24 protein-coding genes and 1 riboswitch are annotated in these 26,880 nt (G+C 66.6%); all 24 genes read right to left on the bottom strand.

Features of this window, described 5'->3' with window-relative positions:
• Positions 1-17: 17 nt before the first annotated feature.
• The 24 genes from gcvH to RIA72_RS05265 all read right to left on the bottom strand — a co-directional run bounded on the left by gcvH (position 18) and on the right by RIA72_RS05265 (position 26,688).
• Positions 18-389, bottom strand: a complete 372-nt coding sequence (gcvH, locus tag RIA72_RS05380; RefSeq protein ID WP_350031293.1) for a glycine cleavage system protein GcvH — start codon at positions 387-389, stop codon at positions 18-20.
• A 3-nt stretch (positions 390-392) separates the two neighbouring features.
• The gene (gene gcvT, locus RIA72_RS05375) at positions 393-1,547 is read right to left on the bottom strand and encodes a glycine cleavage system aminomethyltransferase GcvT (RefSeq protein ID WP_350031292.1); all 1,155 of its coding nucleotides are present in this window, start codon (positions 1,545-1,547) and stop codon (positions 393-395) included.
• 158 nt (positions 1,548-1,705) lie between these two features.
• A riboswitch (glycine riboswitch) is annotated at positions 1,706-1,805 on the bottom strand.
• A 58-nt stretch (positions 1,806-1,863) separates the two neighbouring features.
• Positions 1,864-2,511 carry an NAD-dependent epimerase/dehydratase family protein gene (locus RIA72_RS05370; RefSeq protein ID WP_350031291.1) on the bottom strand — a complete coding sequence of 216 codons (648 nt, stop codon included), beginning with the start codon at positions 2,509-2,511 and terminating at the stop codon, positions 1,864-1,866.
• On the bottom strand, positions 2,504-3,676 hold the full coding sequence (locus tag RIA72_RS05365) for a deoxyguanosinetriphosphate triphosphohydrolase (protein WP_350031290.1): 1,173 nt from the start codon (positions 3,674-3,676) through the stop codon (positions 2,504-2,506). Before RIA72_RS05365 ends, RIA72_RS05370 begins: the two co-directional genes overlap by 8 nt.
• Positions 3,673-5,328 (bottom strand): tetratricopeptide repeat protein, encoded by a 1,656-nt coding sequence (locus RIA72_RS05360; RefSeq protein ID WP_350031289.1) that lies wholly within the window; start codon positions 5,326-5,328, stop codon positions 3,673-3,675. The genes RIA72_RS05365 and RIA72_RS05360 overlap by 4 nt, the downstream gene beginning before the upstream one ends.
• 74 nt (positions 5,329-5,402) lie before the next feature.
• A complete protein-coding gene (gene ftsZ / locus RIA72_RS05355) occupies positions 5,403-6,869 on the bottom strand; it encodes a cell division protein FtsZ (RefSeq protein ID WP_350031288.1) in 1,467 nt (488 codons plus the stop codon).
• Positions 6,870-7,022: 153 nt separating this feature from the next.
• Positions 7,023-8,279 carry a cell division protein FtsA gene (gene ftsA / locus RIA72_RS05350; RefSeq protein ID WP_350031287.1) on the bottom strand — a complete coding sequence of 419 codons (1,257 nt, stop codon included), beginning with the start codon at positions 8,277-8,279 and terminating at the stop codon, positions 7,023-7,025.
• A gap of 3 nt (positions 8,280-8,282) precedes the next feature.
• Complete coding sequence (locus RIA72_RS05345; RefSeq protein ID WP_350031286.1) at positions 8,283-9,221, bottom strand: cell division protein FtsQ/DivIB; 939 nt, start codon at positions 9,219-9,221, stop codon at positions 8,283-8,285.
• The gene (locus RIA72_RS05340) at positions 9,218-10,144 is read right to left on the bottom strand and encodes a D-alanine--D-alanine ligase (protein ID WP_350031285.1); all 927 of its coding nucleotides are present in this window, start codon (positions 10,142-10,144) and stop codon (positions 9,218-9,220) included. Before RIA72_RS05340 ends, RIA72_RS05345 begins: the two co-directional genes overlap by 4 nt.
• Positions 10,141-11,037: a UDP-N-acetylmuramate dehydrogenase gene (murB, locus tag RIA72_RS05335; RefSeq protein WP_350031284.1), complete on the bottom strand. Its 897-nt coding sequence runs from the start codon at positions 11,035-11,037 to the stop codon at positions 10,141-10,143. Before murB ends, RIA72_RS05340 begins: the two co-directional genes overlap by 4 nt.
• Entirely contained in the window at positions 11,034-12,464 is a 1,431-nt protein-coding gene (murC, locus tag RIA72_RS05330) for a UDP-N-acetylmuramate--L-alanine ligase (protein ID WP_350031283.1), read from the bottom strand. Before murC ends, murB begins: the two co-directional genes overlap by 4 nt.
• Positions 12,464-13,642 (bottom strand): undecaprenyldiphospho-muramoylpentapeptide beta-N-acetylglucosaminyltransferase, encoded by a 1,179-nt coding sequence (murG, locus tag RIA72_RS05325; protein ID WP_350031282.1) that lies wholly within the window; start codon positions 13,640-13,642, stop codon positions 12,464-12,466. The genes murC and murG overlap by 1 nt, the downstream gene beginning before the upstream one ends.
• Complete coding sequence (locus tag RIA72_RS05320; RefSeq protein WP_350031281.1) at positions 13,639-14,853, bottom strand: FtsW/RodA/SpoVE family cell cycle protein; 1,215 nt, start codon at positions 14,851-14,853, stop codon at positions 13,639-13,641. The genes murG and RIA72_RS05320 overlap by 4 nt, the downstream gene beginning before the upstream one ends.
• 14 nt (positions 14,854-14,867) lie before the next feature.
• Positions 14,868-16,172, bottom strand: coding sequence for a UDP-N-acetylmuramoyl-L-alanine--D-glutamate ligase (gene murD, locus RIA72_RS05315; protein WP_350031280.1), 1,305 nt, complete (start codon positions 16,170-16,172; stop codon positions 14,868-14,870).
• On the bottom strand, positions 16,169-17,239 hold the full coding sequence (gene mraY / locus RIA72_RS05310) for a phospho-N-acetylmuramoyl-pentapeptide-transferase (protein WP_350031279.1): 1,071 nt from the start codon (positions 17,237-17,239) through the stop codon (positions 16,169-16,171). Before mraY ends, murD begins: the two co-directional genes overlap by 4 nt.
• A complete protein-coding gene (locus RIA72_RS05305) occupies positions 17,239-18,615 on the bottom strand; it encodes a UDP-N-acetylmuramoyl-tripeptide--D-alanyl-D-alanine ligase (RefSeq protein ID WP_350031278.1) in 1,377 nt (458 codons plus the stop codon). Before RIA72_RS05305 ends, mraY begins: the two co-directional genes overlap by 1 nt.
• Entirely contained in the window at positions 18,612-20,051 is a 1,440-nt protein-coding gene (locus RIA72_RS05300) for a UDP-N-acetylmuramoyl-L-alanyl-D-glutamate--2,6-diaminopimelate ligase (protein ID WP_350031277.1), read from the bottom strand. Before RIA72_RS05300 ends, RIA72_RS05305 begins: the two co-directional genes overlap by 4 nt.
• Entirely contained in the window at positions 20,051-21,739 is a 1,689-nt protein-coding gene (locus RIA72_RS05295; protein WP_350031276.1) for a peptidoglycan D,D-transpeptidase FtsI family protein, read from the bottom strand. The genes RIA72_RS05300 and RIA72_RS05295 overlap by 1 nt, the downstream gene beginning before the upstream one ends.
• Entirely contained in the window at positions 21,736-22,377 is a 642-nt protein-coding gene (locus RIA72_RS05290; RefSeq protein ID WP_350031275.1) for a hypothetical protein, read from the bottom strand. The genes RIA72_RS05295 and RIA72_RS05290 overlap by 4 nt, the downstream gene beginning before the upstream one ends.
• A complete protein-coding gene (gene rsmH, locus RIA72_RS05285) occupies positions 22,371-23,372 on the bottom strand; it encodes a 16S rRNA (cytosine(1402)-N(4))-methyltransferase RsmH (protein WP_350031274.1) in 1,002 nt (333 codons plus the stop codon). The genes RIA72_RS05290 and rsmH overlap by 7 nt, the downstream gene beginning before the upstream one ends.
• Positions 23,369-23,869 (bottom strand): division/cell wall cluster transcriptional repressor MraZ, encoded by a 501-nt coding sequence (locus tag RIA72_RS05280; RefSeq protein WP_350031273.1) that lies wholly within the window; start codon positions 23,867-23,869, stop codon positions 23,369-23,371. The genes rsmH and RIA72_RS05280 overlap by 4 nt, the downstream gene beginning before the upstream one ends.
• Positions 23,870-24,143: 274 nt before the next feature.
• Entirely contained in the window at positions 24,144-25,283 is a 1,140-nt protein-coding gene (locus tag RIA72_RS05275; protein WP_350031272.1) for a Gldg family protein, read from the bottom strand.
• Between the two features lie 20 nt (positions 25,284-25,303).
• A complete protein-coding gene (locus RIA72_RS05270; protein ID WP_350031271.1) occupies positions 25,304-25,714 on the bottom strand; it encodes a hypothetical protein in 411 nt (136 codons plus the stop codon).
• On the bottom strand, positions 25,711-26,688 hold the full coding sequence (locus RIA72_RS05265; protein ID WP_350031270.1) for a cysteine synthase A: 978 nt from the start codon (positions 26,686-26,688) through the stop codon (positions 25,711-25,713). Before RIA72_RS05265 ends, RIA72_RS05270 begins: the two co-directional genes overlap by 4 nt.
• Positions 26,689-26,880 lie beyond the last annotated feature (192 nt).

The following is a 26,880-nucleotide window of genomic DNA, read 5'->3' as shown; positions in this document are numbered from 1 at the left end:
GCGGGAGGGGCGATCGGTTACAGCGCGTCGCAGAAAGCCTTGTAGGCCTTGGCGTCCATCAGGCCATCGAGCTGGCTCTTGTCCGAAAGCGTCATACGAAAGAACCAGCCTTCGCCCTCGGGGTCCGAGTTGACGAGCGCGGGATCTTCCTCGAGCTGCGCATTGCCTTCGGTCACGGTTCCGTCGACGGGCGCATAGACGTCGCTTGCCGCCTTGACCGACTCGACGACGGCCGCATCGCCGCCCTGGCTGAGCTCGGCGCCGGTATCGGGCACCTCGACGAAAACGATGTCGCCGAGCTGCCCCTGCGCGAAATCGGTGATGCCGACCGTCGCGACATCGCCGTCGACGTCGATCCATTCATGCTCTTCGGTGTAATAACGCGGCATCGGTCAGGCTCCCTGTTTGCGCACATAGCGGTGCGGAATGAATGGCATGGCGGTGACGGTGCAGGCGACGCGCTTGCCCCGCACCTCGGCGGCGACGGCGGTACCCGGCGCGGACAGCCCCGTCGGAACATAGCCCATCGCGATCGGCGCACCGACGCTGGGGGCGAACCCGCCCGACGTCACGACGCCGATTTCGGTGTTGCCGTCGAACAGCTTGGCGCCTTCGCGCACCGGCATCTTTCCGTCGACCAGCAGTCCGACACGCTTGCGCGGCGCGCCGTCGGCCATATGCCCCAGAATGCGCGGCGCGCCTGGGAAACCGCCCTCCTCACGGCGACGTTTGCTGATCGCGAAGGCGAGATCCCCCTCGACCGGATCAATGTCTTCGTCGAGGTCGTGGCCGTAAAGCGGAAGACCCGCCTCGAGCCGCAGGCTGTCACGCGCACCGAGCCCGATCGGCTTCACCATATCCAGCGCGCAGAGCGCGTCGGCGAGCGCAACGATGTGCTCGGCCGCGACCGAGATTTCGAAACCATCCTCGCCGGTATAGCCCGAGCGGCTGATCCCCAGCCGGATGTCACCCCATTTATACGGACCGGCCTGCATGAAAACGAGCTGGTCTACGGGCAGGATGTCGTCAAATTCGGGTCGGATACCCAGCGCGACGAGCGCGTCGACGGCCCTTGGTCCCTGAAGCGCGAGCAGGCCGTCCTCGTCGAGCAGATTGATGTCGATCGAATCGGACAGATGCTCGCGCAGATGCGCGATGTCGTCCCATTTCACTGCGCCGTTGACGACCACATAGAGACCGCGCCCGGTATTGGTGATCATCAGATCGTCGAGGATGCCGCCGTCGTCCGCAAGCAACATCGAATAGCGCATCCGTCCGGGTTTCAGCGCCGCAATATCGCCGGGCACGAGCGCCTCGATCGCGTCGGCGACGCCGTCGCCACTGAGCACGAGCTGCCCCATGTGGCTGACATCGAACAGGCCGGCATTCTCGCGAACCCACAGATGTTCGGCCATGATCCCTTCATATTGGATCGGCATCCAATAACCGGCGAACTCGACCATGCGCGCGCCCTTTGCGCGGTGCCATGCGTCGAGCGGCAGCACCTCGGTCGCTACCTCTTCGATCACGTCTTCGCTTTCGCTCATATCGGCCTCCCGTCGTTGACATGACGCGGCGCGGCCCGATGCCGTTCCTTCGCCATGCCCCCTCTGTCACGGGAACCTGAGAGTTTTCCCCCATGTTATCATGGAGTTACCCCTTCGGTGGCCCCGGCAGTCGACCGGGGCGCTTTCCAGAGTGTCCAATCGTCCGCGCGGTCCGTTGACCTGAGAGTTTCCGGGGCGGTTGCTCCTTCGGTGGCGAGGCGCGGCGAACCACCCCTCGCGCTCTCCCGCGCGGCCGGCCGAATCCCGTGAAGGAATGCGGCGGACGGGCGAGCCTTGGCGCTGCACCCTGCCGGAGTCAATCGGCGAGCGCGCGGATCGCGTCGTTTTCGTGAATATGGACGCCCGCACCGCCGCGCCCGGCAAGCGCGGCGATCGCGGCAGCGACGCGCGCGCCCGAAATCGAACGGTAACGGCGAAAATTTCCGTGGAGCAGCGCGTCGGTCAGCGGCGCCGCAAGAGCCGCAAGCCCTTCGCCCAGCCGCAGCGGCCCAGGCCGGTCGCCGCGAAGCAGGCCGGGCCGGAGCAGATCGAGCCGGTCGAAGCCCAGTTCGATCAGATGGCGTTCGGTCTCGCCCTTGGTCCGGAGGTAGAAATTGCGGCTTGCTGGCGAGGCGCCGACCGAGCTGACCGCAATCATCTGGCGCGTGCCGCCCTCCCGCGCCCCGCGCGCGGCAGCGAGCACCAGATCGTGATCGACCGCGCGAAAAGCCGCCTGCGACCCCGCCTGCCGTATCGTCGTGCCAAGACACGAAATTAGGACATCGGGGCGCTCGGCCGCGATGATGTCGGCCCAGCGACCTGACGGCGCGACCAATTGCCTGTGATGCGCGGGCAGCGCCTCGATGGGGCGGCGCGCCACTATGGTGACGGGCGTGGCATCGAAACGATCGATCACCAGACGTCCGACCATCCCGGTCGCGCCGACGATCAGCGCATCAGACATGCGCCAGCGCCGCCGGCACTGCCGCGCGGCCAAAGATTTCGGCATAGCGGTCGATGGCGAAGCGGTCGGTCATGCCGGCAATATAATCGCCGATATGGCGGTTTATCGCGCATTCCCCGGCGGGGAGCCGCGCCGACCAGTCGTCGCCCATCAGCCGCGGGTCGGCGGCATAAGCCGCGAAAAGATCGCCCACCACCCTGCTCGCCGCCTCGGCGGCGGCAAGCTGGTCGGCGTGGTGATAAAGATTGGCATACATGAAGCGCTTGAGATCGCGCTCGTCCGCGGCGAGCCCGGCCGAAAAGCCGCCGAGCGCGCGTCCGGCCGCGCGTACTTCGTCCGCGCTGGCCACCCCGGCATCGGCGACATTCGCCGTGGTGGCGGCAATCACGTCATTGACCATCACGCCGATCTGGTCACGCACCAGTTCGCGCAGCAAACGGTTGCGCGGCGCGCCGGGAAAGCGCGCCTCGACCGCGCGATAATTGGCGGCGACAAAGGGCTGTTCCATCAACTGGTCGAGGTTCAGCAGACCGGCGCGGAGGCCGTCGTCGATATCGTGATTGTCATAGGCGATGTCGTCGGCGATTGCCGCCACCTGCGCTTCGAGGCTGGCGTGGCTGGCAAGGTCCAGTCCGAAATCGCCGTCGATTTCGGCAAGCGCCCAGCCGGGGGCCGCGACCGGGCCATTATGCTTGGCCAGCCCCTCCAATGTTTCCCACGTCAGGTTGATACCGTCGAACAGCGGATAAGGGCATTCGAGGCGCGCCAGCGTGCGGAGCGTATGGCCATTATGGTCGAAACCGCCATGGGCCGCCATCGCGGCCTTCAGCGCATCCTCGCCCGCGTGTCCGAAGGGCGGATGGCCGATGTCGTGCGCCAGACACAGAGCCTCGGTCAGATCCTCGTTGAGCCCAAGCGCGCGCGCAATGCCGCGGCCGATCTGCGCGACCTCGATACTGTGGGTCAGGCGGACGCGATAATGGTCGCCATCGGGCGCGATGAACACCTGCGTCTTGTGACGAAGGCGGCGAAAGGCGATCGAGTGGATGATGCGGTCGCGGTCGCGCTGGAACGCATCGCGCGGTCCGCGCACGACACGGCCCGATTCGACGTGTCGTCGTCCGCGGCTCTGCGCCGGGTCGCTGGCGCAGCGGGCAACGCTCACTTCAAGGGATCGACGGGTTCGCCGACCTCGCTGTTGAAAAGAAAGCCGTCGCCCTCGGCCTTTTTATACTCGGCCAGCCAGTCCTGCGCCGCCTTGCGGTTGGCGAAAGGACCGACGAGCAGGCGCCGCGTCTGTCCCCATTCGGCGGTCGCACCCGCCTTGCCCTTGAACAGCGCCGCGTTGCGCTTTTCGAAGCGGTTATAGTCGAAGGCGAGCGCGCGCAAATTGGCGCCCGTCGCAATCTGAACCCAGATGCGCGCCGGATGCGCCTTTTTCCTAGCGGCCTCTTCCTTGGCCTTGGCGTCCGCCTCTGCCTTTGCTTTCGCCGCCGCTTCTTCCTTTTCGCGCTTCGCCGCTTCGGCGGCCTCGGCCTTGCGCTTGTCGTCGAGCAGCTTGGCGAGCGTGTCGGCACCGATCGCATCGTCGGGACGCGCCAGCTCTTCAGCCGGTATCTCGATCGATCCGACAATATCGGCGAGCGAGGCGAGCGGCGCGGCAGCCGATGTAGCGGTCGAGGGCGCCGCGGACGGTGCGGCAGGCGGTCTCGCCGTGGCCGGAGCCGATGGTTTGATGTCGGCTATCGAAAAGCCCGGACCGATCGGGGCGCCCGCCGCGCTTGTCGTGGGCGGACTGGCGGCCGGGGTCGACGTCGCAGGGCGCGGGTCGACACGCATCGGACTGGCGCTGGCGGCCACCGGGGGCGGCGCAGGTGTCGGGCCCGGCGGCGGCTTGGCTGCGGCGGGGGTCGAGGTTGGCACGGGGGTCGGCGCCGGGGCCGGCTTCGGCACGACGCGCCGTGGTGCGGGCGCGGGCGTCGGCGTCGCTGCGGCGACCTGCACCGGCCGGGAAACGGCCGCGGGCTGGCCGTTCGGGAAACGGCCGAAATGCGCCGCGGCTGCCTTTTGCGCGGGGTTGAGCCGGTCCATCTGGGTCAGATAGGGCAGGATATTCGCCGCCATCGGGGGTGGCATCGTCGCATTGACGATCTCGCTCGCTTCCTTGTCGCGGCCGTTCATTGCGAGAATCATCGCGCGAAGGCGCCACGCGCCGCGATCCTGCGCGCGCAGCTGCGGCGTGAGCAGTTGAACCGCCCGGTCGGCGTCGCCGCTGATGCCGAGCGAGAGGGCATAACGCCGCGTCAGTTCGGCATCGGGCGCGATCGACAGCGCGAGCTGATAATCCCGCTGCGCTGCCTCCTGTTGGCCCAGCAGGTCGCGCGCGAGGCCGCGATCGGCCAGCAGCAGCCGTTCGGGCGCGCCCAACAGCTGCGCCTCGCCGAAGTAATCGAGCGCGCGCGTCGGATTTTCCAGATGCGTCATCGCCGATCCGAGCGCGGCCTTCACCGCGCCATCGCGCGGGCTTGCCTGTTCGGCGCGCAGCAAAAAGCCCAGCGCGGCGCGATAATCTTCGAGCGCGATCGAGGCGCGTCCGGCATCGAGCAGCGCGCTCGTATCGTTACCGTTCGACGCGAGGCGCGCGAGCGATGCCGACAGGAGCGTGCGCGCGGCCGTACGTTTTTCCATGGCCGCGCGCGTCGCGGCATCGGGCGGCGTCGCCTGCATCGCCCCCGCCAACGGCGCCCCGACTGTGCCGAGCAACAGCGCGGCCGACGCACCCACGCAAAGCGATGTGCGCGCCGGCTTCGCCGTCAATATCCGTCGCCACATGGGCAATTTTTCCCGATTTCCGGCCTGCCGTGCCCGGCGGACGGCCGCTCGATGCCCCGTTACTGGTTGTTCTGCCGCCCCAGGAAACGCGGAATATCGACCGCGTCGTCCTTGCCGCCATTGTCGGTGTCGGGCGTGCTCGCCCCGCGCGACAGGCGCGACATGCGCTCGAACAGCGTACCCCCGCCGATCGAACGCGCGGGCGCTTCGGCCGGAGCGCCTTCCGACGCGGCGCGGGGGGTGCCTGCGGGCTCCGCAGGCGCATCGAGCATCAGTTCATCGGCCGTATCGTCGTAAGTCGCGGCGACCTGCGACAATTCCATGGGCTCTTCCTCTGCTGCCGCAGCGGCTTCGGGGAGCGGGGCTTCCTGTGCAGAGGTGTCGCCCAGCGAAAAGCCCGGTGCCGGTTCGTCGTCCTGCGCCACCGCCGCTTCCTCGGCAACGGGCTCTTCCAGCGCCGCAGGCTCGACGACTTCTTCGGCCACTGGCGCGGGCGCCGCCGCACGCGCGGGCGCGAAGGAGAAGCTGCGCGTGGCGGGCGCGGCCTGTGCCGCCTCGCCCGTCCCGTCGATGCCGGTCGCGACGACCGAGACGCGGATCTTGCCGTCGAGGCTCTCGTTAAAGGCGCTACCCCAGATGATGTTGGCGTCGGGATCGACCAGCTCGCGGATATGGTTTGCCGCCTCGTCGACTTCCATCAGGCGCATATCCTCGCCGCCGGTGATCGAGATGATGACGCCCTTCGCGCCCGCCATCGACACGCCGTCGAGCAGCGGATTGGCAATCGCCTTCTGCGCCGCCTCGAGCGCGCGACCGTCGCCTTCGGCTTCGCCAGTCCCCATCATCGCCTTGCCCATTTCGCGCATCACGCTGCGCACGTCGGCAAAGTCGAGGTTGATGAGGCCGGGCATGACCATCAGGTCGGTGATTCCGCGCACACCCTGCTGCAGCACCTCGTCCGCCATGGTGAACGCTTCTTTGAAGGTCGTGTTCGGGTTGGCGACCAGGAACAGATTCTGGTTCGGAATGACGATCAGCGTATCGACATGATCCTGAAGCTCGGCGATCCCGGCGTCAGCCGAGCGCATCCGCCGCGCACCTTCGAACATGAAAGGTTTGGTCACGACGCCGACGGTCAGGATGCCACGGTCGCGCGCGGCCTTGGCGATCACCGGCGCGGCGCCGGTACCGGTGCCGCCGCCCATGCCCGCCGCGACAAAGCACATATGCGCACCGTTCAGCGCTTCTTCGACCTGGCTGATGCTTTCCTCGGCCGCTGCGCGCCCCACCTCGGGCCGCGAGCCCGCACCCAGCCCCTGGGTGATTTGCGTCCCCAGCTGGATCCGCCGTTCCGCCGGCGAAGCGTTCAGCGCCTGCGCGTCGGTGTTGGCGACGATGAAATCGACGCCCTCGACGCGTGCCGCGATCATATTTGCGATGGCATTGCCACCCGCACCGCCGACACCGATCACCGCGATCCGCGGTTTCAGTTCATCGACCTGCGGCGGGCCAATGTTGATGCTCATCAATCAATCTCCCTGCAGCGGCGGACAGCTGCCGCTTCCCCAACCTTGCGACCCGGCCGGGCGACAGTCCAACCGCCCGGCGTTCTGTTACCGCATTGCACTATTGTGACGCCGGAATCACCCAAAAATTTAACCTTTTTTCGCGTTTCACCGCTAAAAACTGCTTTTCAAAGCCGCCATCAATCGATGGAAGATCGACGTCCCCGCCGGCTTATACACATCCTGCGCCATCATCGGCAGGTCACGCAAGTCGACGGGATCCGACGCCGCATAAAGAACCAGACCCGCAAGCGTCGCGAAAGCCGGGCCGCTGTGCGCATCGGGCAGCCCGTGCAAGCCGCGCGGCCGCCCGACGCGCGCCGCGCGCCCCAGCGCGCTTTGCGTGTAATCGGCGATGCCTTTGAGGTCGGCACCGCCACCGACGAGCACGACCTGGCGCCCGATCGGACCGACGAAGTGCAGGTCTTTCAGCGTCCGGCCGATCTCTCCCATCATCGTGTCGAGCCGCTGGCGGATCACCGACACCAGCTGCGCGCGCGTGATGCGCGGGGAATCGCCGCCCGCCGGCGCGCCGGGTTCGAGTTCGATCACATCGTTATTGTCGCGCGGACTTGCCGAGGCCGAGCCATAGAAGCTTTGCAGCCGCTGCGCCTGGCTGCGCCGGATACCGAAAGCGGAGGCGATGTCGTCGGTGATGTCGCTCGCCCCAAAGGGCAGCGACGCCATTTCGACCAGCATTCCGCCGGCATAGAGCGATACGGTAGTGACCGCCGCCCCCAATTCGACGAGCGCGACGCCGAGGTCGCGTTCCTCGTCGGACAGGCAGGCGAGCCCCGCCGCGATCGGCGAAGCCACGACCGCGTTCACGTCCAGATGCGCCTGGCGCACCGCTGCCTCAAGGTTTCGCACCGGCGCGCCGTCGGCCATGATGATGTGAATATCGACGCCAAGCCGGTCGGCGTGGAGGCCGATCGGGTTTTTCACCCCGGTCAGTCCGTCGAGCGTGTACAGCGCCGGCTGCGCGTGCAGGATCATCCGACCTTCGGGATCGATCCCTGCCCGCCCCGCCGCGAGCAGGTCGTCGATATCCTCCTGCTCGATACGGTGTCCGCCGAGTTCGCTTTCGATCGGCGCGACGTCGCTCAAAAGACTTCCCGCCGAAAAGCTGACCCACACATCGTCGATATTGAGCCCGGCGATACGTTCGGCCTGCTCGATCGCCTCGCGCACGACATGCTCGGTCTGTTCCATGTCGGCGACATAGCCGCGCTGGACGCCGCGGCTCTCGCGCTGGCCCGTGCCAAGCACATGCAGCTTGCCGTCGGCGGTTTGCCCGGCGATCAGCGCACACACCTTCCACGACCCGACATCGAGCGCGGTGATGATCTTTTCGATCCGCGGCGGCGCCATCCCCTACCCCTTGTTCATCCGGCTGGCGGCGACCGCATCGACCGCCGCGCGCGCCTCGTCGAGCTTCGCGGGCGCGACCTGTCCCTCATGCGGCAGACGGAGCACGAAACGCGCGGGGTCGCGCATATCGAAACGCAATATGCCGCGGCCGAGCAACCGGTTGGCGCCGTCCATATGCGCGAATTTGGCGAGCGCGGCCTTCGCCGCTTCCTCGCCTTCGGGCAGCGAGAGCGTCTCGCCGCTGCGAAAGCGCAGATCCCAGCGGCGATTGCCGACCCAGGTTGCGCCCGCGAGCAATTCCTTGAGGCTGCTCGCTTCGGCAAGCAAGCGGGCGAGGTCCTGCGAACGCTGGTTCGCCTTTGGACCGATGACAAGCGGCAGGTCGGGCATGGTCGCGACGGTGACGGGTTCCAGCACGACGCCCTTTTCGTCGATCAGCGACAGCTTGCCCGAATGCTGCCAGATCGCGGCCGGGGTGCGTTCGACGATGTCGACGACCAGCGTATCGGGCAGGCGGCGCGACACGCGCGCATCCTTGATCCAGCCATAGCGCATCAGGTCGCCGCGCACATCCTCCAGGTCGACGGCAGCCATCGACCGGTCCTTCTGCGCGAGCGCGATGTCATAGACTTTCAGCCGGTCGATACGGTCGGCGCCGACGACTTCGACCTTCTTTACCTGAAAGCCGGCACGGCCGACCGCCTGGGCCCATTCCTCGTGCACCTTGGCGGTCACGCCCGTCGCATGTGCGGCGAGACCCGCGATGGCGAACAGACCAAGGCCGACCGTCCAGTTGGCGACCTTCTGAAGCCGCTGCGGGCTGATCGGCAGCGCGTTGATGATCGCGTTGAGCCGCGATTGCTGAACCTTGCGCCGCTTCTTCGGCGCGCGTGCGGGCCGCCGCGGCGGCGCCTTCGCGCGCTTGATCCTCGTACTGCTCATGCCAGCGCTTCCCCCACGATGCGTTCGACAAGCTCGGCATAGTCCATGCCGACGGCGCGCCCCTGTTCGGGCACAAGGCTGAGCGGCGTCATGCCCGGCTGGGTATTGACCTCAAGAAGGAAAATGCCCGCAAGGCCATGTTCGTCGTCCCAGCGAAAATCGGAGCGCGAGGCGCCCTTGCAGCCGAGCAGGCGATGCGCCTTCAGCGCCAGTTCCTTCATCCGTTCGGCGATTTCATCGGGCACGTCGGCGGGACAGACATGCTCGGTCAGTCCATCGGTATATTTCGCGTCATAGTCGTAAAAACCCGATTTGACGCGCAGTTCGGTGACGGCGAGCGGCCGGTCGCCCAGCACCGCTACGGTCAGCTCGCGCCCCTTGATGAACGGTTCGGCGAGCAGGCGGTCGAACTCCTGCCACGGCCCCACGGCATCGCGCGCGATCGGGTTGCCGTAATTGCTGTCGTCCTTGACGATCGCGACGCCGACCGACGATCCTTCGTTGACGGGTTTGAGGACATAGGGACGCGGCAGCGGGTCTTTTGAAAACAGGCTTTCGCTGTCGACCATCAACCCCGTCGGCATGGGCACACCATGCGGCACCAGCGCCTGCTTCGTCAATTCCTTGTCGATCGCGATCACCGACGTGACGAGGCCGCTGTGGGTGTATTTGAGGCCCATCAGGTCGAGCATCCCCTGCACCGTCCCGTCCTCCCCCGGAACGCCGTGGAGCGCGTTGAACACGACATCGGGCTTCGCCTCGGCAAGGCGCAGCGCGACATCGCGATCCATGTCGATCCGCGTCACCCGATGCCCGCGCGATTCGAGCGCGTCGGCGACGCCGTTGCCGCTCATCAGCGACACTTCGCGTTCGGCGGACCAGCCGCCCATCAGGACGGCGACATGCCACGGACCCCGGCTCATTCGGGCTTACCCACGCGTTGAATCTCCCATTGCAGTTCGATGCCGCTCTTGTCCTTCACCCGGCGGCGGACTTCTTCGCCCAGCGCCTCGATGTCCGCGCTTGTCGCCGTGCCGGTGTTGATCAGGAAATTGGTGTGCTTCTCGCTGACCTGCGCGCCGCCGACCGTCAGGCCGCGGCACCCGGCCTCGTCGACAAGAGCCCAAGCCCTGTGCCCGTCGGGGTTTTTGAAGGTCGACCCCCCCGTTTTCGATCGCAGCGGCTGCGAAGCTTCGCGGCTCGCAGAGATGCGGTCCATTTCGGCCTGGATGGCTTGCGCCTCGCCGGGTCGGCCGCGGAAGGTCGCCGCGACCACGACCGCGCCTTCAGGCAATTCGCTGTGGCGATAGGTATAGCCGAGATCGGCGAGCGCGAGCGTCTGGCGTTCGCCCGAGCGCAGGATGATGTCGGCTTCGACCAATATGTCCTTGACCTCGCTGCCATAAGCGCCGCCATTCATGCGCACGAAGCCGCCGACAGTGCCGGGGATCGATCGCAGGAACTCCATTCCCGCAATACCCGCGTCGCGCGCGGTCGACGAAACGAGAATACCCGACGTGCCCCCGCCGCAGCGCAGCGTCGTTCCGTCAAGAACTTCGACCTTTGCAAAGGCCTTGCCCAGTCGGACGACGACGCCCGGAAAGCCGCCGTCGCGGACGATGAGATTTGAGCCGAGGCCCAGCGCCATCACCGGGATCGCGGTATCGAGGTCGCGCAGGAAATCGGCGAGATCGTCGGCGTCCTTGGGTTCGAACAGCCAGTCGGCAGGGCCGCCCGACTTGAACCAGACGAGCGGCGCCAGCGGCGCCTTCACCGTGAGCTTGCCGCGAACGGCGGGAAGGGTTTCAACAGTCACGCCCCCTCCACCGCGAGCGCCAATCCTGCCGCCATCTTGGTAATGTCGCCCGCGCCGAGACAGATGATCATATCGCCCGCGCCGAGTTCGCCCGCCCTGATGCTCGCAGCGATGCTGGCCGCGAGCGCGTCCACGTCGGCGACGACCTGCGCATGACGATGACCGCGATCGCGCAGCCCCTGGGTCAGCGCGTCGGACGACACGCCGTCAATCGGCGCTTCGCCCGCAGCATAGACTGGCAGGGCAATCACCATGTCGGCGTCGTTAAACGCCTGTTGGAAATCGTCCATATGATCACGCAGGCGCGTGAAACGGTGCGGCTGGACGACGCCGACGACGCGCCCTGCGCCCGCCCCCTCGCGCGCGGCCGACAGCACGGCGCGAATTTCGACCGGGTGATGGGCATAATCGTCGATCACCGTGACGACGCCCCCATCCACCGGAATCTCGCCCACCTTGGTGAAACGCCGCTTGACCCCGGCAAAACCGTTGAAGCCCGATGCGATCTTTTCGTCGGAAACACCCATGTGCAACGCCACTGCGACCGCCGCGAGCGCGTTCTGGACATTGTGGCGTCCCGACATCGGTAGATGGATGCCCTCGATCGTGCGGCTGCCCCCGTCGCGGTCGCGTACGACGACGTCGAAGCGGTTGCCGTCGGGGCCGGGCGTCACATTCGTTCCCCGCACGTCGGCCTGCGCCGAAAAGCCGTACGTAATAATCCGCCGGTCGCGGATGCGGGGGATGATCGCCTGCACCTCGGGATGGTCGAGGCACAGCATCGCGGCGCCATAGAAGGGCACATTCTCGATAAATTCGACAAAGGCATCCTTGATCGCGTCGAAGCTGCCATAATGGTCGAGATGTTCGGGATCGATGTTGGTGACGACCGCAATCGTCCCGTCGAGGCGCAGGAAGCTGCCGTCGCTTTCGTCGGCCTCGACCACCATCCAGTCCGACGCGCCGAGCCGCGCATTCGATCCGTAATTGTTGATGATCCCGCCGTTGATAACCGTCGGGTCGATCCCGCCCGCGTCGAGCAACGCGGCGACGAGGCTGGTTGTGGTCGTCTTGCCATGCGTGCCCGCGATCGCGACGGTGGATTTAAGGCGCATCAGTTCGGCGAGCATTTCGGCACGGCGGACGAGCGGGATGCGGCTGGCCAAGGCAGCCTCCACCTCCGGATTGCCGCGCTGCACGGCGGTCGAGGTGACGACCACCGCGACGCCATCGACATTTTCGGACGCATGGCCGATCGCCACCTTGATGCCGCGTTTGCGCAGCCCCTCGACGACATAGGAGTCGGCGATGTCGCTGCCCTGCACCCGATAGCCGAGGTTGTGCATCACCTCGGCAATCCCCGACATGCCGATGCCGCCGATGCCGATGAAGTGGATGGTGCCGATGTCGGTGGCAACGCCGCGCATCACTTCGCCTCCCGGCGCGCCGCGGCGACGCCCGATGCCGCGCGCTGCGTCGATGCGCCGACACGGATCACGTCCATCATCGGCGGCGCCGCAAAGGATTCGACCAGATCGGCAAGGTCACGCGTCGCATCCGGAAGCCCGCAGCCGGCGGCGCGCTCGGCCGCCTCTTCGAGCGCACCGGGTTCGAGCGCCATGCGCTGAATATGCTTCGCGACCTCTCCCGCGGTAAACACCGGCTGCTGGAACGAAATCGCGCCGCCCGCCTCGACCAGATCGACGACATTATGGGTCTGGTGATCGTCCATCGCATGCGGATAGGGCACGAAGATCGCCGGACGGCCCGCGCACGCGAGTTCGGCCACGGTCGATGCGCCTGCGCGCGCGATAACCATATGGGCCCAGCGCAGCCGCTCCGGGAAATCGTGAATGTAAGGTGCGCATTCGGCGGCAACGCCAAGCTCGGCATATTTGGCGCGCACCGCCTCCAGATCGTCCTCGCGGCATTGCTGGACGATCTGCAGCCGGTCGAGCAGCGCGCGCGGCAGCATCGCAATCGCCGCGGGCACCACCTCGCTCAGCACCGTCGCGCCGAGGCTCCCCCCCACGACAAGCAGGCGAAAGATGCCGTCACTCAGCAGCGGCGGAAAACCGTCTTCGCGAATCGCCACAATCTCGTCGCGCACAGGATTGCCGGTGATATGTTTTTTCAGCTCGTGCCCGGCCGGGTAGCGCTGAATATGGTGATAGGCGACCGCGACCGCGTCGACGCGCGGCGCCATCAGCCGGTTGACGCGGCCGAGCACCGCATTTTGTTCGTGGATCACGCGCGGCCGCTTCGTCGCCCCGGCCGCCAGCAGGCTGGGCAGCGAGGGATAGCCGCCGAAACCAACGACAACCGCGGGGTCGAAGTCGCGGATCAGCTCGATCGCCTGGGCGCGCCCCTTGCGGATCGCGAGCGCCCCCTTGATCCAGCCGACCGGCCCGCCTGACGCGCGCCCCGCGGGAAGCATATGCGTCGTCATTTCGGCGGGCGCGCCGGGAATTTTCAGCCCGCGGTCGTCGCTGACCAAGGCGACGCGGTGTCCGCGCGCAATCAGTTCGCGGCCGAGCGCATAGGCGGGCAACATATGTCCCCCTGTCCCGCCGGCCGCGAGAAGAAAGTGGCGAGTTGCGGTCATTTCCTGTTCCAGTTGCGCGTCATTGATATGCGCGCCGCATAGGGGTTTCGCCGGGTCAGCGACAAGAGCAAACCCATGCCGATCGACAAGGCGATAAAGGAAGAGCCGCCATAGCTGATGAAAGGCAGGGTCATCCCCTTCGACGGGAAGATCTGTGTATTCACCGCCATGTTGATCACCGCCTGTCCGCCGAACTGCGCGATGAGCCCGGCGACCGCCAGGATGAGGAAACTGTCTTCCTCGTCGAGCAGGCGGACGAGCACGCGGACGATGATCGCCAGATAGAGGATGGCGATCGCGACGCACGCGATCATCCCGAACTCTTCGCCGATCACCGAGAAGATATAATCGGTATGCGCTTCGGGCAGCTGGAATTTGGCGAGCCCCGCGCCTGGACCGGTGCCGGTGAGCCCCCCCGCGGTCAGCGTCGCGTGCGCCTTGTCGACCTGAAAACTGTCGCCTTCGGCGAAAAGCCAGATGTTGATGCGCTGCTGTGCCACGGGATAGAAGAAATAGGCGAGGATCAGCCCGGCGACGCCCGCGCCCGCCAGCATTCCCATGATCCGCATCGGCAGCCCGGCAACGAGCACGAGCACAAACCAGGTCGCGGCGAAAATCACCGTCTGCCCAAGGTCGGGCTGGCCCATCAGGAGCAGCGCGATCACCCCCGTCAGCGCCGCGGCGAGCGGGACGACGGGCAGGCTCTGGTCGTGGAGCCGCAACGACAATATCCACGCCAGCGACACCGCGAAAAAGGGCTTGAGGAACTCCGATGGCTGCAAACGAAAGACGCCGCTGCCGATCCAGCGCTGCGCGCCGTTCACCGAGGTCCCTGCCAGCGGCACGAGGAACAGCAGCGCCATGAAGAGGATCGTGCCGTAGATCGCGAAGCGCCGCGCCTGCGGCTTGGGCAGCATCGACACGGCCAACATCACCGGCACCCCGACGATCACCCACATCAGCTGGCGATAGAAATAATAGAGCGGGTCGAGCGATGCGCTGCTCGTCGACAGCTTTTGGGCCGCGACCGGAGAAGCGGCGGCCACCGCGACCAGCCCGATCGCGATCAGCATCGATACGAACAGCAACAGCACGCGGTCGATTTCCCAGAACCACAGGCCGAGCGGCGTGCGGTCGGCGCGGCTGAAGCGCGGACCGCGCCGTTTCGTCGTCCGCGCGGCCGCGATGACAGGGCGTTCGGTGGCATCCATATTGTCCCCCCCGCTCATAGGTCCAATGCCTCGACCGCGGCGCGGAAGGCTTCGCCGCGCGCTTCATAATCCTTGAACTGATCGAACGACGCACAGGCCGGCGACAGCAGCACGACGTCGCCGGGCCGCACCGCCGCGGCCGCCTGTTTCACCGCGCGCGCCAACTCGCCCGATCGTTCGAGGGGAATCGCATCGCCGATCTCGGCGGCGAAGGGCTCCATCGCTTCGCCGATCAGGTAGGCACGCCTGACATGGCCGAACCAGGGACGGCACGCCGCCAGCCCGTCGCCCTTTGCCTGTCCGCCCGCGATCCAGTGCAAACGCTGGTCCGGCGCCGGCGGAAAAGCCGCCAGCGCCGGTGCAGCGGAAGCCGCGTTGGTCGCCTTGCTGTCGTTATACCAGCGGGCGCCATGGGCTTCGCCGACCAATTCCATGCGGTGCGGCAGCGACCGGAAGGTCGCAAGGCCGCGTTCGATCGCGTCATCGTTCAGCCCCAGCACACGGCACACCGCGATCGCGCAGACCGCGTTCTGCGCGTTGTGCGGGCCTTGCAGCGCGGGCCAGCGCGCCTGATCGGCGGGGTCGATGTCCTTGGCGGAGACGCGGTGAAGGCGATGGTTCACCCGGCTCGCGATCATTTTCGACGGGTCGTCGTCGATGGCGATCACCGCGACCTGATCGCGGTGCTGGAGGCTGAACAGCCGGGCTTTCGATGCGGCATAACCCTCGAACCCGTCATAGCGGTCGAGATGGTCGGGGCTGATGTTGGTGAGCACCGCCACGTCGCAGGCAAGGCTGTGCGAAAGGTCGATCTGATAACTCGACAGTTCGAGAACATAGACTCCGCCTTCGGGGAGCGGTTCGCGCGTCAGAATCGGGAGGCCGATGTTGCCGCCCATCAGTGCAGGCACCCCCGCACTTTCGAGCATGTGGGCGACAAGCGCGGTGACGGTCGACTTGCCGTTGGTTCCCGTGATGCCGACGACCTTGTGGCGCGGCAGGTCGCTTTGCGCCTCGGCAAAAAGCTCGATGTCGCCGATGATGGGAACATGCGCTTCCCTGGCGTGCGCCGCGATCGGGTGACGATTGAGCGGTACGCCCGGCGAGACGACCACACCCGCAAAGCCGATAAGATCAATGTCGAGCGGGTTGCCGATGTCGGCGCCCAGGGCCATCGCCGCGTCGCGCGCCTCTTCGCGCTCGTCCCACGCGGTCACGCCGGCGCCGCTGGCGACAAGCGCCTCGACACTCGCAAGACCCGAGCGCGCCAGCCCCAGCACCGCATAGCGGCGGCCGGCAAAGGCGCGCGAGGTGATCACCGCAGTTTCAAGGTCGCGAGTCCCGCAAGCGCCAGGACGATCGAGACGATCCAGAAGCGAACGACGACGGTGGATTCGGGCCAGCCCAATTGTTCGAAATGATGATGGATCGGCGCCATGCGGAACACGCGCTTGCCGGTGCGCTTGTACCAGAAGACCTGAATGATCACCGACAGTGCCTCGACCACAAACAGCCCGCCGACGAGGACGAGCACGAGTTCGTGCTGCGCCGTCACCGCGATCGTCGCAAGCGCGCCGCCGAGAGCAAGGCTGCCGGTATCGCCCATGAACACTGCGGCGGGCGGCGCATTGAACCACAGGAAGGCCAGGCACGCGCCGATGATCGCCGCGGCAAAGACCGCCAGTTCGCCCGCGCCCGGAACATGCGGGATGCCCAGATATTCGGCGAACTTCACATTGCCCGACAGATATACGATGACGAGGAAGGTCAGGCTGGCGATGATCACCGGAAAGGTCGCAAGCCCGTCGAGCCCGTCGGTCAGGTTCACCGCATTGCCGAATCCGACGATGAGCACCATCGCAAAGACATAATAGAGCGGTCCGAGCGGAATGACCACATCGTTGAAAAAGGGCAGATAAAGGTCGGTGCCGGTGCGCGAGACGATCAGCAGAACTGCCGCGCCCGCGATCAGAAACTCGATCAGCAGCCTTACCCGCCCCGGAATACCGCGATGGCTCGACTTGGTGACTTTGTCATAATCGTCGAGGAAGCCGACGACCGCGAACCCCGCGGTGACGAACAGGCACGCCCAGACGAACCGGTTGGACAGGTCCATCCAGAGCAGGGCGGAGATCATCAGCGAAATGAGGATCATCAGCCCGCCCATCGTCGGCGTGCCCTTTTTTGCAAGATGGCTTTGCGGGCCGTCGTCGCGGATCGGCTGTCCCTTGCCCTGCCGCATCCGCAGCATCAGGATGAAGCGCGGCCCGATCCAGAGGCCGAGGATCATCGCCGTCGCAACCGCCGCGCCCGAGCGAAAGCTCAGATAGCGGATGAGATTGAGCGCCCCCGGAAAGCCAAGCCATTCCGCCAGCCAATACAGCATCAATAATCCCCGTCGGTCAGCGCCGTCACGACATGCGACAGGCCGACGCTGTTAGAACCCTTGACCAGCACCACGTCACCCGGACGGATCAGGTCTTTCAGCCGTTCCACCGCGGCCGAGTGCGCGGCCACATGCGCGAAATCCATCTGCCCCTCAAGCGCTTTGGCGAGCGGCGCCATTTCCGGCCCGACAAGCAGGGCGAATTGCACTCCCGCAGCGACGAGCGGAGCGGCGAGCGCCGCATGATAGGCGTCGCTCCGTTCACCCAGCTCGCGCATCGCGCCGAGAATCGCCACCCGGCGCTCGGCAGATTCGTTGGCCAGCCCCCCGATGGTCGCAGCCATCGACGCGGGGTTGGCGTTATAGCTTTCGTCGATGACCAGAATATGCCCGCCGGTCACAGCAATTCGGTGACGCGCGCCGCGCCCTGCGAGCCCCGCCATCTCGGCGAAGGCAAGACCCGCGGCAGGCAGGTCGCCGCCGACCGCCTTTACCGCCGCCAGCACCGCGAGCGAATTGGCGACCCAATGCGCCCCCGCCTGGGCGATGGTGAAGCAGAGGAGCGAATCCTGCACCTGCGCGGTGACGAGCGACCCGCCCCGCCCGTCGGGCAACCAGTCGACCGCGCGCACGTCGGCGCCTTCGTTCAACCCAAAGCTGACGATGTGCGCCGCATGATGCTCCGCCTTGGCGCGCAGCCGTGCATAATGCGGGCTGTCAAAAGGAATGATCGCGGTACCGCCAGGCTCCAGCCCCTCGAAAATCTCACCCTTTGCGTCGGCAATCGCTTCTTCGCTGCCGAAAAATTCCATATGCGCCGGCGCGATGGTGGTGACGATGGCGGCGTGCGGCCGAACCATGCGGGTCAGTTCGGCGAGTTCGCCCGCATGGTTCATGCCCATTTCAAAAACGCCATAATCGACGGTCGACGGCATCCGCGCGAGGCTGAGCGGTACGCCGACATGGTTATTGTAACTTTTGACCGACCGATGCGCCTTGCCGGGCCGAAAGCGGTCGAGGGCGGCAAACAGCGCCTCCTTTGTCCCCGTCTTGCCTGCCGATCCGGTGACGCCGATGATCCGGCCATGGCTTCGCGCGCGCGATGCAATGCCGAGCGCGTTCAGCGCCGCGGCGCTATCGGCGACCCGCACATGCGGATGGTCGATCGGGGTCTCACAAACGATGCCCGCGGCCCCCGCGGCGATCGCCTTGTCGATGAAGCTGTGGCCGTCGGCATGTTCGCCCTTCATCGCAACGAAAAGATCGCCCTTCGCGACCTCGCGCGAGTCGAAGGCAACGCCGTTCACGGTGAAATCCGCGCTGGCGGTGCCGCCCGTCGCCTGAGCGATGGCGCGCGCGGTCCAGAGCGGACTCATGCCGCCGCCTCGCGCGCGACCGCGACATCGTCGAAGGGAATAACACGCACAGCGTCGCCGCGACCGACGATCTGGCCCTGTTCGTGCCCCTTGCCCGCGATGCAGACGATGTCGTCAGCGCGCGCCTCGGCAATCGCGGCGGCGATGGCGGCGCGCCGGTCGCCGATCACCCTCGCGTCGGGGGCGGCGGCGGCAATCGCGCTGCGAATGGCAGCAGGGTCTTCGCCGCGCGGATTGTCGTCGGTAATGAACAGAAGGTCGGCCTTGGCGGCGGCAACCCGCCCCATCTCCGGACGCTTCGCCTGATCGCGGTCGCCCCCGGCCCCGAACACCAGGATCAGGCGGCTGGTCGCATGGGGACGCAGCGCATCAAGCGCCGCTTCGATCGCGTCGGGGGTATGGGCATAGTCGACGTAGATGGGTGCGCCCACGCGGCTGATGGCCGCCCGCTCGAGCCGTCCGCGTACCGGTTGAAGCCGTGCGAGATTGGAAAGCGTCTGCGCCGGGTCGCCGCCCGTTGCGATCACCAGCCCGGCCGCGACCAGCGCGTTTGCGACCTGATAGGCGCCGATCAGCGGCAGCTGGACCTTCTGTTCGAGGTCGCCGGCGGCGACGACGAGCGACTGGCCGAGCTGGGTCGGCGCACGCGAAACAAGGCGAAGCGTTTCGCCCTGGGCGCCAACGGTCGACAGGCGGACACCGCGCGCCTTCACCGCGTCGATCACCGCGTACGAATAGGCATCGTCGGCCCAGACCACGGCCGTCCCGCCCTGCTCCACCACCTCGGTGAACAGACGGAGCTTCGCCTGAAGATAGGCTTCCATCGTGCCATGATAGTCGAGATGGTCGTGGCTGAGGTTGGTGAACGCCGCCGCCTTCACCGGCAGCCCCTCGGTGCGATACTGGTCGAGGCCATGGCTAGACGCCTCGAAGGCGGCGTGGGTCACGCCCTCGGCGGCGAGCCCCGACATATTGCTGAGAAAGGTCACTATGTCGGGCGTCGTGAGGCCGGTCGATGCGCTGTCGATCGAGGTGGTGATGCCCAGCGTACCGATCGACGCCGCGTTGAAGCCCGCCATACGCCACAGCTGGCGCGTCATTTCGACGGTCGAGGTCTTGCCGTTGGTGCCCGTAACCGCAACGCTGGTTGCGGGAAAACGGTGAAAGAAGCGCGCGGCAATATGCGCAAAGGCGCGGCGCGGGTTGGCGTCGGCGATATGCGCCGCGCCTTCGACCTTCGCCCCGGGCCGCGCCACGACGGCAACCGCGCCGGCATCGACCGCCGCCACGATAAAATCCTCACCATTGAATTTTTCGCCGACAAAGGCACCGAAGATCGTTCCCGGCGCCACCTTGCGATGATCAATCGCCAGGCCGGTGATGACGGGGTCGGCACCCGTCCAATCCCTGTCCGCCAGAAGTGCGGCGAGACGCATCAGGGCGCCTTCTCTTTTTTCCGCAGCAACGGCGTGAGTTCGGACACATCCACATCGCGGCTCTCGTCGGGGAAGACCCCCAGCATCGGGCCGGCGCGCGTCACGACCTTGCGCACCACCGGCGCTGCGGTCCAGCCGGCCGTGCGCTGCCCCGAACTATAGGCGTTGCCCTTGGGTTCGTCGATCATGACGATCACGACATAGCGCGGATTGTCCATCGGAAAGGCCGCCGCAAATGTCGACACGAGCGAATGGCGACGATAGCCGCCGGCGCCCGGCTTTTCGGCCGATCCCGTCTTGCCGCCGACGCGGAACCCCGGAGCGTCGGCCTTCCTGCCCGTGCCATCGGATACGATCAGGCGCAGCAGCTGGCGCATCCGCGCACTCGTCGCCGCCTTGAAAACGCGGCGCCCCTTGGGCGGCGCCTTATCCTCCAGCTTCAGCAGGGTCGCGGGGCGGTAGAGGCCGCCGTTGACCAGCGCGGCATAGGCGCTCGCCAGATGCAGCGGCGTGACCGCGATACCGTGACCATAGCTGGTCGTCATCGTCGTGACGCGCCCCCAGTTTTTGGGCCACAGCGGGAAGGCGCGCTCCTTCAGCTCGATGCCGGGGCGCGTGTCGAAATGCAGGTCGCGGAACAGCCTTTCGAGCGGCTCGCGGCCGAGGTCATCGGCGATGCGCGCGGTCGCGATGTTCGAGCTTTCAATGAGCGTTTCGGGTACATTGTACCAGCGCCCGGGATGGCTGTCGCGAATGCGGAACCCGGCGATCGGCAGCGGCGCCGACGCATCGTAGCGGCGCGCCATGCTCGTCACCGCACCATTGTCGATCGCGGCGGCAATCGACAATGGTTTGAAGGTCGAACCCAGCTCGTAAAGATTATAGGTGACGGCGTTGCGCCGCGTCGTCGGATCGCTGCCCGCCAGCTTGTTGGGGTTGAAAGTCGGGAGCGAGGTCATCGCCGCGACCTCGCCCGTGTGGACGTCCAAAATGATGCCCGCGCCGCCGATCGCCTCCAGATTGGCGACCGCCGCGCCGAGTTCGCTTTCGAGCACGCCCTGCACGCGCGCGTCGATCGACAGCGACAGCGGCTCGCCGCGCGTGGCCTTGTCGAGCAACCGTCCGTCGAACGCACCCTCGACCCCGGTGACGCCATGCCCTTCGGCATTGGTAAAGCCGAGCACGTGAGCGGCGAGCGTCAGTTGCGGATAAAGCCGCTCCTTCTCGCGCGGGAAATCGAAACCGACATCGCCGATCGCATTCACGGCGGCGACCTGATCGGGCAGGGCGCGGCGGCGGATATAGGTCGGCCGCGGCCCGGTAAGCTTGGCCAACAGGTCGGCGCGCGACATGTCGGGGAAAATACGGTGCAGCTCGCCCGCCAGATAATTGCGGTCGTTGAGCAGCTTCGACGGCACAACGCGGATCGAATAGCCGTCGATCGTGCGCGCGAGCGGCACGCCGTTGCGATCGACGATGTCGGCGCGGGCCGGAACGAAGCTGCCGCCGGCGCGATTCCCCGACGACGTATCGAACAACGCAAAATAAACGAGCCGCATCGACACAAGCGCAAAGGCCGCCGCGAACAGCAGCATCAAGATCATCAGCCGCTGCTGCGCGGTCAGCAAAATCTGCTGCCGCACACCGGCGGTGCGCACCCGGGTCGGACGGACGACCAGCGTGTTCATCGGCCGGACGATCCTCCTGCCGCTTCGATCGCCGCAGCGCGCTTCAGGTCGGCAAGCGTCGATTCGGCGAGCAATTGATCCTCGATCATCTTCAACTGTTCACGGCGGCGCGTCGGCGCCATCCGGGGCATCGTGTCGCTGCGTACGGCGCTGGTGGCCTGCGCCAGCACGACCGGCTTTGCCGCGAGCGACCGCGTCGGTGCGGAAGTCGGCGCCGGCGTCGGCGACGCCTGGGCGGGCTTCGCGGCGACCGGACTGGCCTTGGGCGCTTCGGGAAGCGCGACGGGCGAAACCATCGCCATCAGCACGGGGGCGACCTCGTGGGCGCCGCGCGCACGCGGCAATCGGTCGAGCGAGGCGAGCTGGCGTTCGTTCGCCAGATATTGCCCGGCATCGGGCGCCGAATAGCCGAACGCCTCGGCATTCCACTGTTCGAGCTGGCGCATCGACGCACGCACCGCAAGTTCGGATTCCAGGTAACGGATATTGTCGCGCGCACGGTCGATGTCGCGCTCGATGCGCGTCAGTTCGCTGCGCGTCGCCGCGACCTTCAGCGATACCGGATAAAGCATCATCGCAAAGAGGAGCACGAGCAGGACCAGGCCGATCCCCTGGAGCTTGCGGGCCGCCATCAGCATGACATTGCCTCCTTCATCCTGTTGTCCGGACCCTTGCCCGACCAGGCCGGGGCCGCGGTGCGCACCGCGCTGCGCAGCGTCGCCGAGCGCGCGCGCGGGTTGCGTGCCTCTTCGGCCTTGCCCGGCCGCACCTTTCGCGCCGGGGTCTCGAATGTCGCCGCCCGCGCTGCCGCAGTCGGCGCCGGCCGGTGGCGCGAACCGCCGGCGTCGCCGCCGCTGCGTTCGCGCAGAAAATTTTTGACGATCCGGTCTTCGGTGCTGTGAAAGCTGACAACCGCAAGCCGGCCGCCGGGGCGCAGGACGCGCTCCGCAGCGGCGAGGCCCTCAACCAGTTCGTCAAGTTCGCGGTTGATGTGGATACGGATCGCCTGAAAGCTTTTTGTCGCCGGATCCTTCGGCGCGCCGGGGGGCACGCGCAGCGCCTTGCGGATCACGCTTGCGAGTTCGGCGGTGCGCGTCAGCGGGCGCGCCGCGACGATCGCGCGCGCGATGCGGCGCGACTGGCGCTCGTCGCCATAGTGAAAGAGCACGTCGGCAATCTCGCCCTCGTCGGCGCGGTTGAGCCAGTCGGCGGCGCTTTCGCCCTCCTGCGCCATACGCATGTCGAGCGGGCCGTCCTTCTGGAAGGAGAAGCCGCGCTCATCGCGGTCGAGCTGCATCGACGAGACGCCAATGTCGAAGGTGATGCCGTCAACCGCGTCGATTCCACGCTCGGCGAGCAGCCGGTCGATCTCGCCGAAGCGACCGTGAATCAGCATCAACCTGCCGCCGGCTTCGGCAACAAGCGCCTGCCCTTCGGCGATCGCATCGGGATCGCGGTCGCACGCAATGACATCGGCGCCCGCCGCAAGCATCGCGCGCGTATAGCCGCCGGCGCCGAACGTCGCATCGACATGGCGCTCGCCCGGGGCAATGGCGAGCGCGGCGATGACTTCTTCACGGAGGACCGGGTCGTGACGGGGATCCCGAGGCAGGCCGGGGGAAAGGTCGGTCACTTGCGCCCCTTTCCTTTCGCCTGCTCCCACGAGGCGGCGAGGCGGCGGAGCACCGGGTCGGCCTCGGCGCATTCGGCCAAAGTCGATAGCCACCAGATTTCGAGGCGGCGGCCCGACCCCACAAACGCCGTCGCGCCGGCATCGCCGACGCGGTCGCGGTGGATGAAGCTGGGAAGGAAACGCCCGCTGTCGTCGAGCGTATAGGGCTCGGTATAGCTGAAGCGTTTCTTGAACTCATTGTCTTCGTCGAAATCGAGGTTGCGGAGCCGCGCGGTTTCACGGTCGCGCTCGATCTCACCGTTCAGCCGGTCGTACTGATCCTGACCATAGGCGACGAGGCACGGCAATTTTTCGTGAAAACCGACCCATAGTACGCGCTGACCGTCCGCATTGAGGGGCACATTATTGCGGAACTGCGACGGGACGGCGATGCGCCCCTTGCCATCGATCGCGGCGAAATTGGTGCCCGCATATTGGCCGGGCGTCACAATCGCCATCGCTCTGCCCCCTGCCTTGCGTCACCGGGCAAAACTTTCCCGTCCCCGGAATCGCGAAAATCCGGTTGATTCGGCGCGGGTGGAGAATGCCCCTCTCCGCCAATCTGGTTATCAACTATAGATCGGGGTGAAAAGGGGTATTTTAGGGTGAACTAGGGAATATCACCCCATTTTGCTCCAAAAGGTCCCTGAAATCGGGCAGCAAAGGGCCCCACGAAGCAAAGAAGCGTCGTGCAACGGGGTCGGATCGGGCAATTGGGTCGAAAAGCGCGACTCAGCGCGCGGGGATTGAAATCCACTGGGGGCGCAGTGCGGCCGACCCGGCGCCGCGCCACAGCCGGGCGGCGACCCACTCCATCGTATCGGCCTGGCGCAGATGATCGGCGCCGGGCACAAGCGGGCGCCAGAGCGGCTCAAAAAGCAGGTCGGCGTCGCCAACGAGCCACGCCTCGCCCGCATCAATCCGGCACCGGGCGATCCGCGCATCGGCAAAGGCGCGGCACGTCGCCGGAAGCCGGTCGAAGCGCCCCGCGCTCGACAGGCGCAGCCGCGCGCCCTCGACCGCCACGGCCAAGGGCGCCTTCTCATCGGGCGGCGCGGCGCTCAGGCTGATTTCCCAATGGTCGAGCAAAGGGGTCAGCAGGCTCGTCACCGGCGGGTTGCGCGGATCGCCGAGCGCGTGCGGCGGCGGCCAGCCCGACAGCGCGTCGGCGAGGACGACCGCCCGCCCGCCGCCGCGAACGAAGGCATCGATCGCGACCAGGTCCTGCGGCGCCAGCGCACGCGGATGCGCGAGCAGCAGGGCGCCGCCGGGCGGCGGCACATGATCGACGAGACTGTCGACGAGCGACGTTGGGCCAAGCGCCTCCAGCCGGGCGAGCGCCGGATCGTCGCTCGCCCCCTCGGCAATCATCCCGGCGAGGCTGCCGCCGTCCCCCCAGCGCAGCGGCAGGCCGGTGAGCATCGTTGCGGACGGCGCCGCGCCCGGCGCCGCGGCCGGCCGATAGAGCATCGCGAGCAGCACATGCCCTGCCCCGAACCAGGCGGGAACGAACGCCAGCGCGGCAAACGCCGGCAGGAAGCGGACAGGCGCGCGCCACTGCATGAGCGCATCGGCGATCCAGGCGGCGGCGGCGCTCGCCAGCATCACCAACACCAGCTGGCGCGGCGCAATTGATCCGGCGAGAAAGAAAGCAAGCAGCGCCTGCGCAGCAGCGATCAGCCCCAGCGCGAGCAATGCGGTGCGTGTGCGCACCCGGCCCGCTTCGCGGCGCTGCCACCAGCCGAGCAGGAGCATCGGCGGCGCGAGCAGCGGCACCGCGAGCGCCGGGTCGATCCGACCGAGCAGCGCCTGGCCGCCGACAGCCCACGCCAGCGCAACAAGTATCCCCGCCACGGACACGGCACGCAGCAAGGGGCTGCGCAATGCCGCCGTCACGGTGCCGACTGGCGTGCGCGTTCGAGTTCGGGGTCGGGTTCGAGGTCCGGAACGGTAGCTGTCGGCGCAACCGCCTGTGGCACCTTTATCGACGTCCCGACATTTTCATCCTTCGACGAGGGCGACACGGGCTGCACCCCCAGTTCTTCGAGGGGGGCGCTGCCAGCTTTTCCTTCGCCGGGCATCTCGACCTTCGCATTGGCCTGCCCTTCGGCGGCCACCTGTTCGCGCGCCCGGTCGCCGATCAGCCCCGCCATTCCGACAAGCAGCAACACGGTGAGCACCCCGGCGATGCCGATCTGCAACCGGCGCATCGTGTCGTGGACGGGCGGCTCCGAAGGCAAAGGCCGCGTGGCGGGCGGCCTCTCTGTCGATGGCGGACTGCTATTTTCGATACGAACACTCATGCCGCGGTCTGCAGCCCTTTGCTTGCCAACCACTCGGGATTGTAGAGCGTTGACAGGTAACGAAATCCGCTATCGCAAAGAATGGTGGCGATGCGCTTTCCCGGCCCCAATTCCCGAGCCAGCGCCATCGCACCGGCGACATTGATCCCCGAAGAGAGGCCAAGGCACAGCCCCTCCTCGTCGAGCAGGCGGCGCACCACCGCAAGCCCTTCGGCATCCGAGATACGGAACTGAGTATCTATCGGCGCGCCATCGAGGTTCGCGGTGATCCGATTCTGTCCAATGCCTTCGGCGACGCTCGACCCCTCAGCCTTCAATTCGCCGCACTGATAATAATTATAAAGCCCCGCGCCGTGCGGGTCGGTGAGCGCGATAGTGATATTCGCATCATGCGCCTTCAGTCCCAGCCCGGTCCCCGCGATTGTCCCGCCGGTCCCCGCGGCGCAAGTGAAACCGTCGATCCGCCCATCCATCTGAGCCCATATTTCCTCGGCGGTGCCGCAGACATGCGCCTTGCGGTTGGCGATATTGTCGAACTGGTTGGCCCAGATCGCATTATCGGTTTCCTCGGCGATACGGCGCGATGTGTGAACGAAATGGCCGGGATTGGCGAAGGGCGCGGGCGGGACGAGCACCAGCTCCGCACCCAGGGCACGGATCGTCGCCATCTTCTCCGCGCTCTGATTGTCGGGCATGACTATGATCGTTCGATAACCGAGCGCATTGGCGACAAGCGCAAGCCCGATTCCCGTATTGCCCGCCGTCCCCTCGACGATCGTGCCGCCGGGCGCCAGGCTGCCATTTGCTTCGGCGTCGCGGACGATATAGAGCGCCGCGCGATCCTTCACCGATCCGCCGGGGTTGGCATATTCGCACTTGCCCCAGATTTCGCAGCCGGTCGCTTCGCTGGGGCCTTTGAGCAGGACGAGCGGCGTATTGCCGATCAGGTCCAGACTGGTTTTGGCAATGATCATGCCCCTTGATCTAGGGCCGAGCCCCGCCCCCCGCAAGACAGCTTCGCTTGCCCTGCCGATGATCGGCCTTTGTCGACGAATGACGTTCTGTCGCCGACCAACGACCGCCAACAGGGTCGAACAGGCTTGTAATTGTAACAGTATAACATTACTGAACCGCGCCATTCCTCCCTCAAACAGGATTTGTTCGGT

The organism is Sphingopyxis sp. (assembly GCF_040216815.1).
Lineage (GTDB): Bacteria > Pseudomonadota > Alphaproteobacteria > Sphingomonadales > Sphingomonadaceae > Sphingopyxis.
The sequence above is the reverse complement of the archived record's forward strand: the minus strand, read 5'-3'. Positions and strand labels throughout refer to the sequence as shown.

What these genes read in the sequence shown, in the direction of transcription:
- RIA72_RS05265 (WP_350031270.1), bottom strand. Translation starts at nt 26,688, where the DNA reads ATGATCATTGCCAAAACCAGTCTGGACCTGATCGGCAATACGCCGCTC.
- RIA72_RS05340 (WP_350031285.1), bottom strand. Translation starts at nt 10,144, where the DNA reads ATGAGCCGGGGTCCGTGGCATGTCGCCGTCCTGATGGGCGGCTGGTCC.
- gcvT (WP_350031292.1), bottom strand. Translation starts at nt 1,547, where the DNA reads ATGAGCGAAAGCGAAGACGTGATCGAAGAGGTAGCGACCGAGGTGCTG.
- murG (WP_350031282.1), bottom strand. Translation starts at nt 13,642, where the DNA reads ATGACCGCAACTCGCCACTTTCTTCTCGCGGCCGGCGGGACAGGGGGA.
- gcvH (WP_350031293.1), bottom strand. Translation starts at nt 389, where the DNA reads ATGCCGCGTTATTACACCGAAGAGCATGAATGGATCGACGTCGACGGC.
- RIA72_RS05320 (WP_350031281.1), bottom strand. Translation starts at nt 14,853, where the DNA reads ATGGATGCCACCGAACGCCCTGTCATCGCGGCCGCGCGGACGACGAAA.
- ftsZ (WP_350031288.1), bottom strand. Translation starts at nt 6,869, where the DNA reads ATGAGCATCAACATTGGCCCGCCGCAGGTCGATGAACTGAAACCGCGG.
- ftsA (WP_350031287.1), bottom strand. Translation starts at nt 8,279, where the DNA reads ATGGCGCCGCCGCGGATCGAAAAGATCATCACCGCGCTCGATGTCGGG.
- RIA72_RS05370 (WP_350031291.1), bottom strand. Translation starts at nt 2,511, where the DNA reads ATGTCTGATGCGCTGATCGTCGGCGCGACCGGGATGGTCGGACGTCTG.
- RIA72_RS05280 (WP_350031273.1), bottom strand. Translation starts at nt 23,869, where the DNA reads ATGGCGATTGTGACGCCCGGCCAATATGCGGGCACCAATTTCGCCGCG.
- RIA72_RS05300 (WP_350031277.1), bottom strand. Translation starts at nt 20,051, where the DNA reads ATGCGTCTCGCCGCACTTCTGGCGGACAGGGATTGGACGGGTGCCGAC.
- RIA72_RS05295 (WP_350031276.1), bottom strand. Translation starts at nt 21,739, where the DNA reads ATGAACACGCTGGTCGTCCGTCCGACCCGGGTGCGCACCGCCGGTGTG.
- RIA72_RS05345 (WP_350031286.1), bottom strand. Translation starts at nt 9,221, where the DNA reads ATGAGCAGTACGAGGATCAAGCGCGCGAAGGCGCCGCCGCGGCGGCCC.
- RIA72_RS05270 (WP_350031271.1), bottom strand. Translation starts at nt 25,714, where the DNA reads ATGAGTGTTCGTATCGAAAATAGCAGTCCGCCATCGACAGAGAGGCCG.
- mraY (WP_350031279.1), bottom strand. Translation starts at nt 17,239, where the DNA reads ATGCTGTATTGGCTGGCGGAATGGCTTGGCTTTCCGGGGGCGCTCAAT.
- RIA72_RS05305 (WP_350031278.1), bottom strand. Translation starts at nt 18,615, where the DNA reads ATGAGTCCGCTCTGGACCGCGCGCGCCATCGCTCAGGCGACGGGCGGC.
- murC (WP_350031283.1), bottom strand. Translation starts at nt 12,464, where the DNA reads ATGCGCGGCGTTGCCACCGACATCGGCACCATCCACTTCATCGGCATC.
- RIA72_RS05290 (WP_350031275.1), bottom strand. Translation starts at nt 22,377, where the DNA reads ATGCTGATGGCGGCCCGCAAGCTCCAGGGGATCGGCCTGGTCCTGCTC.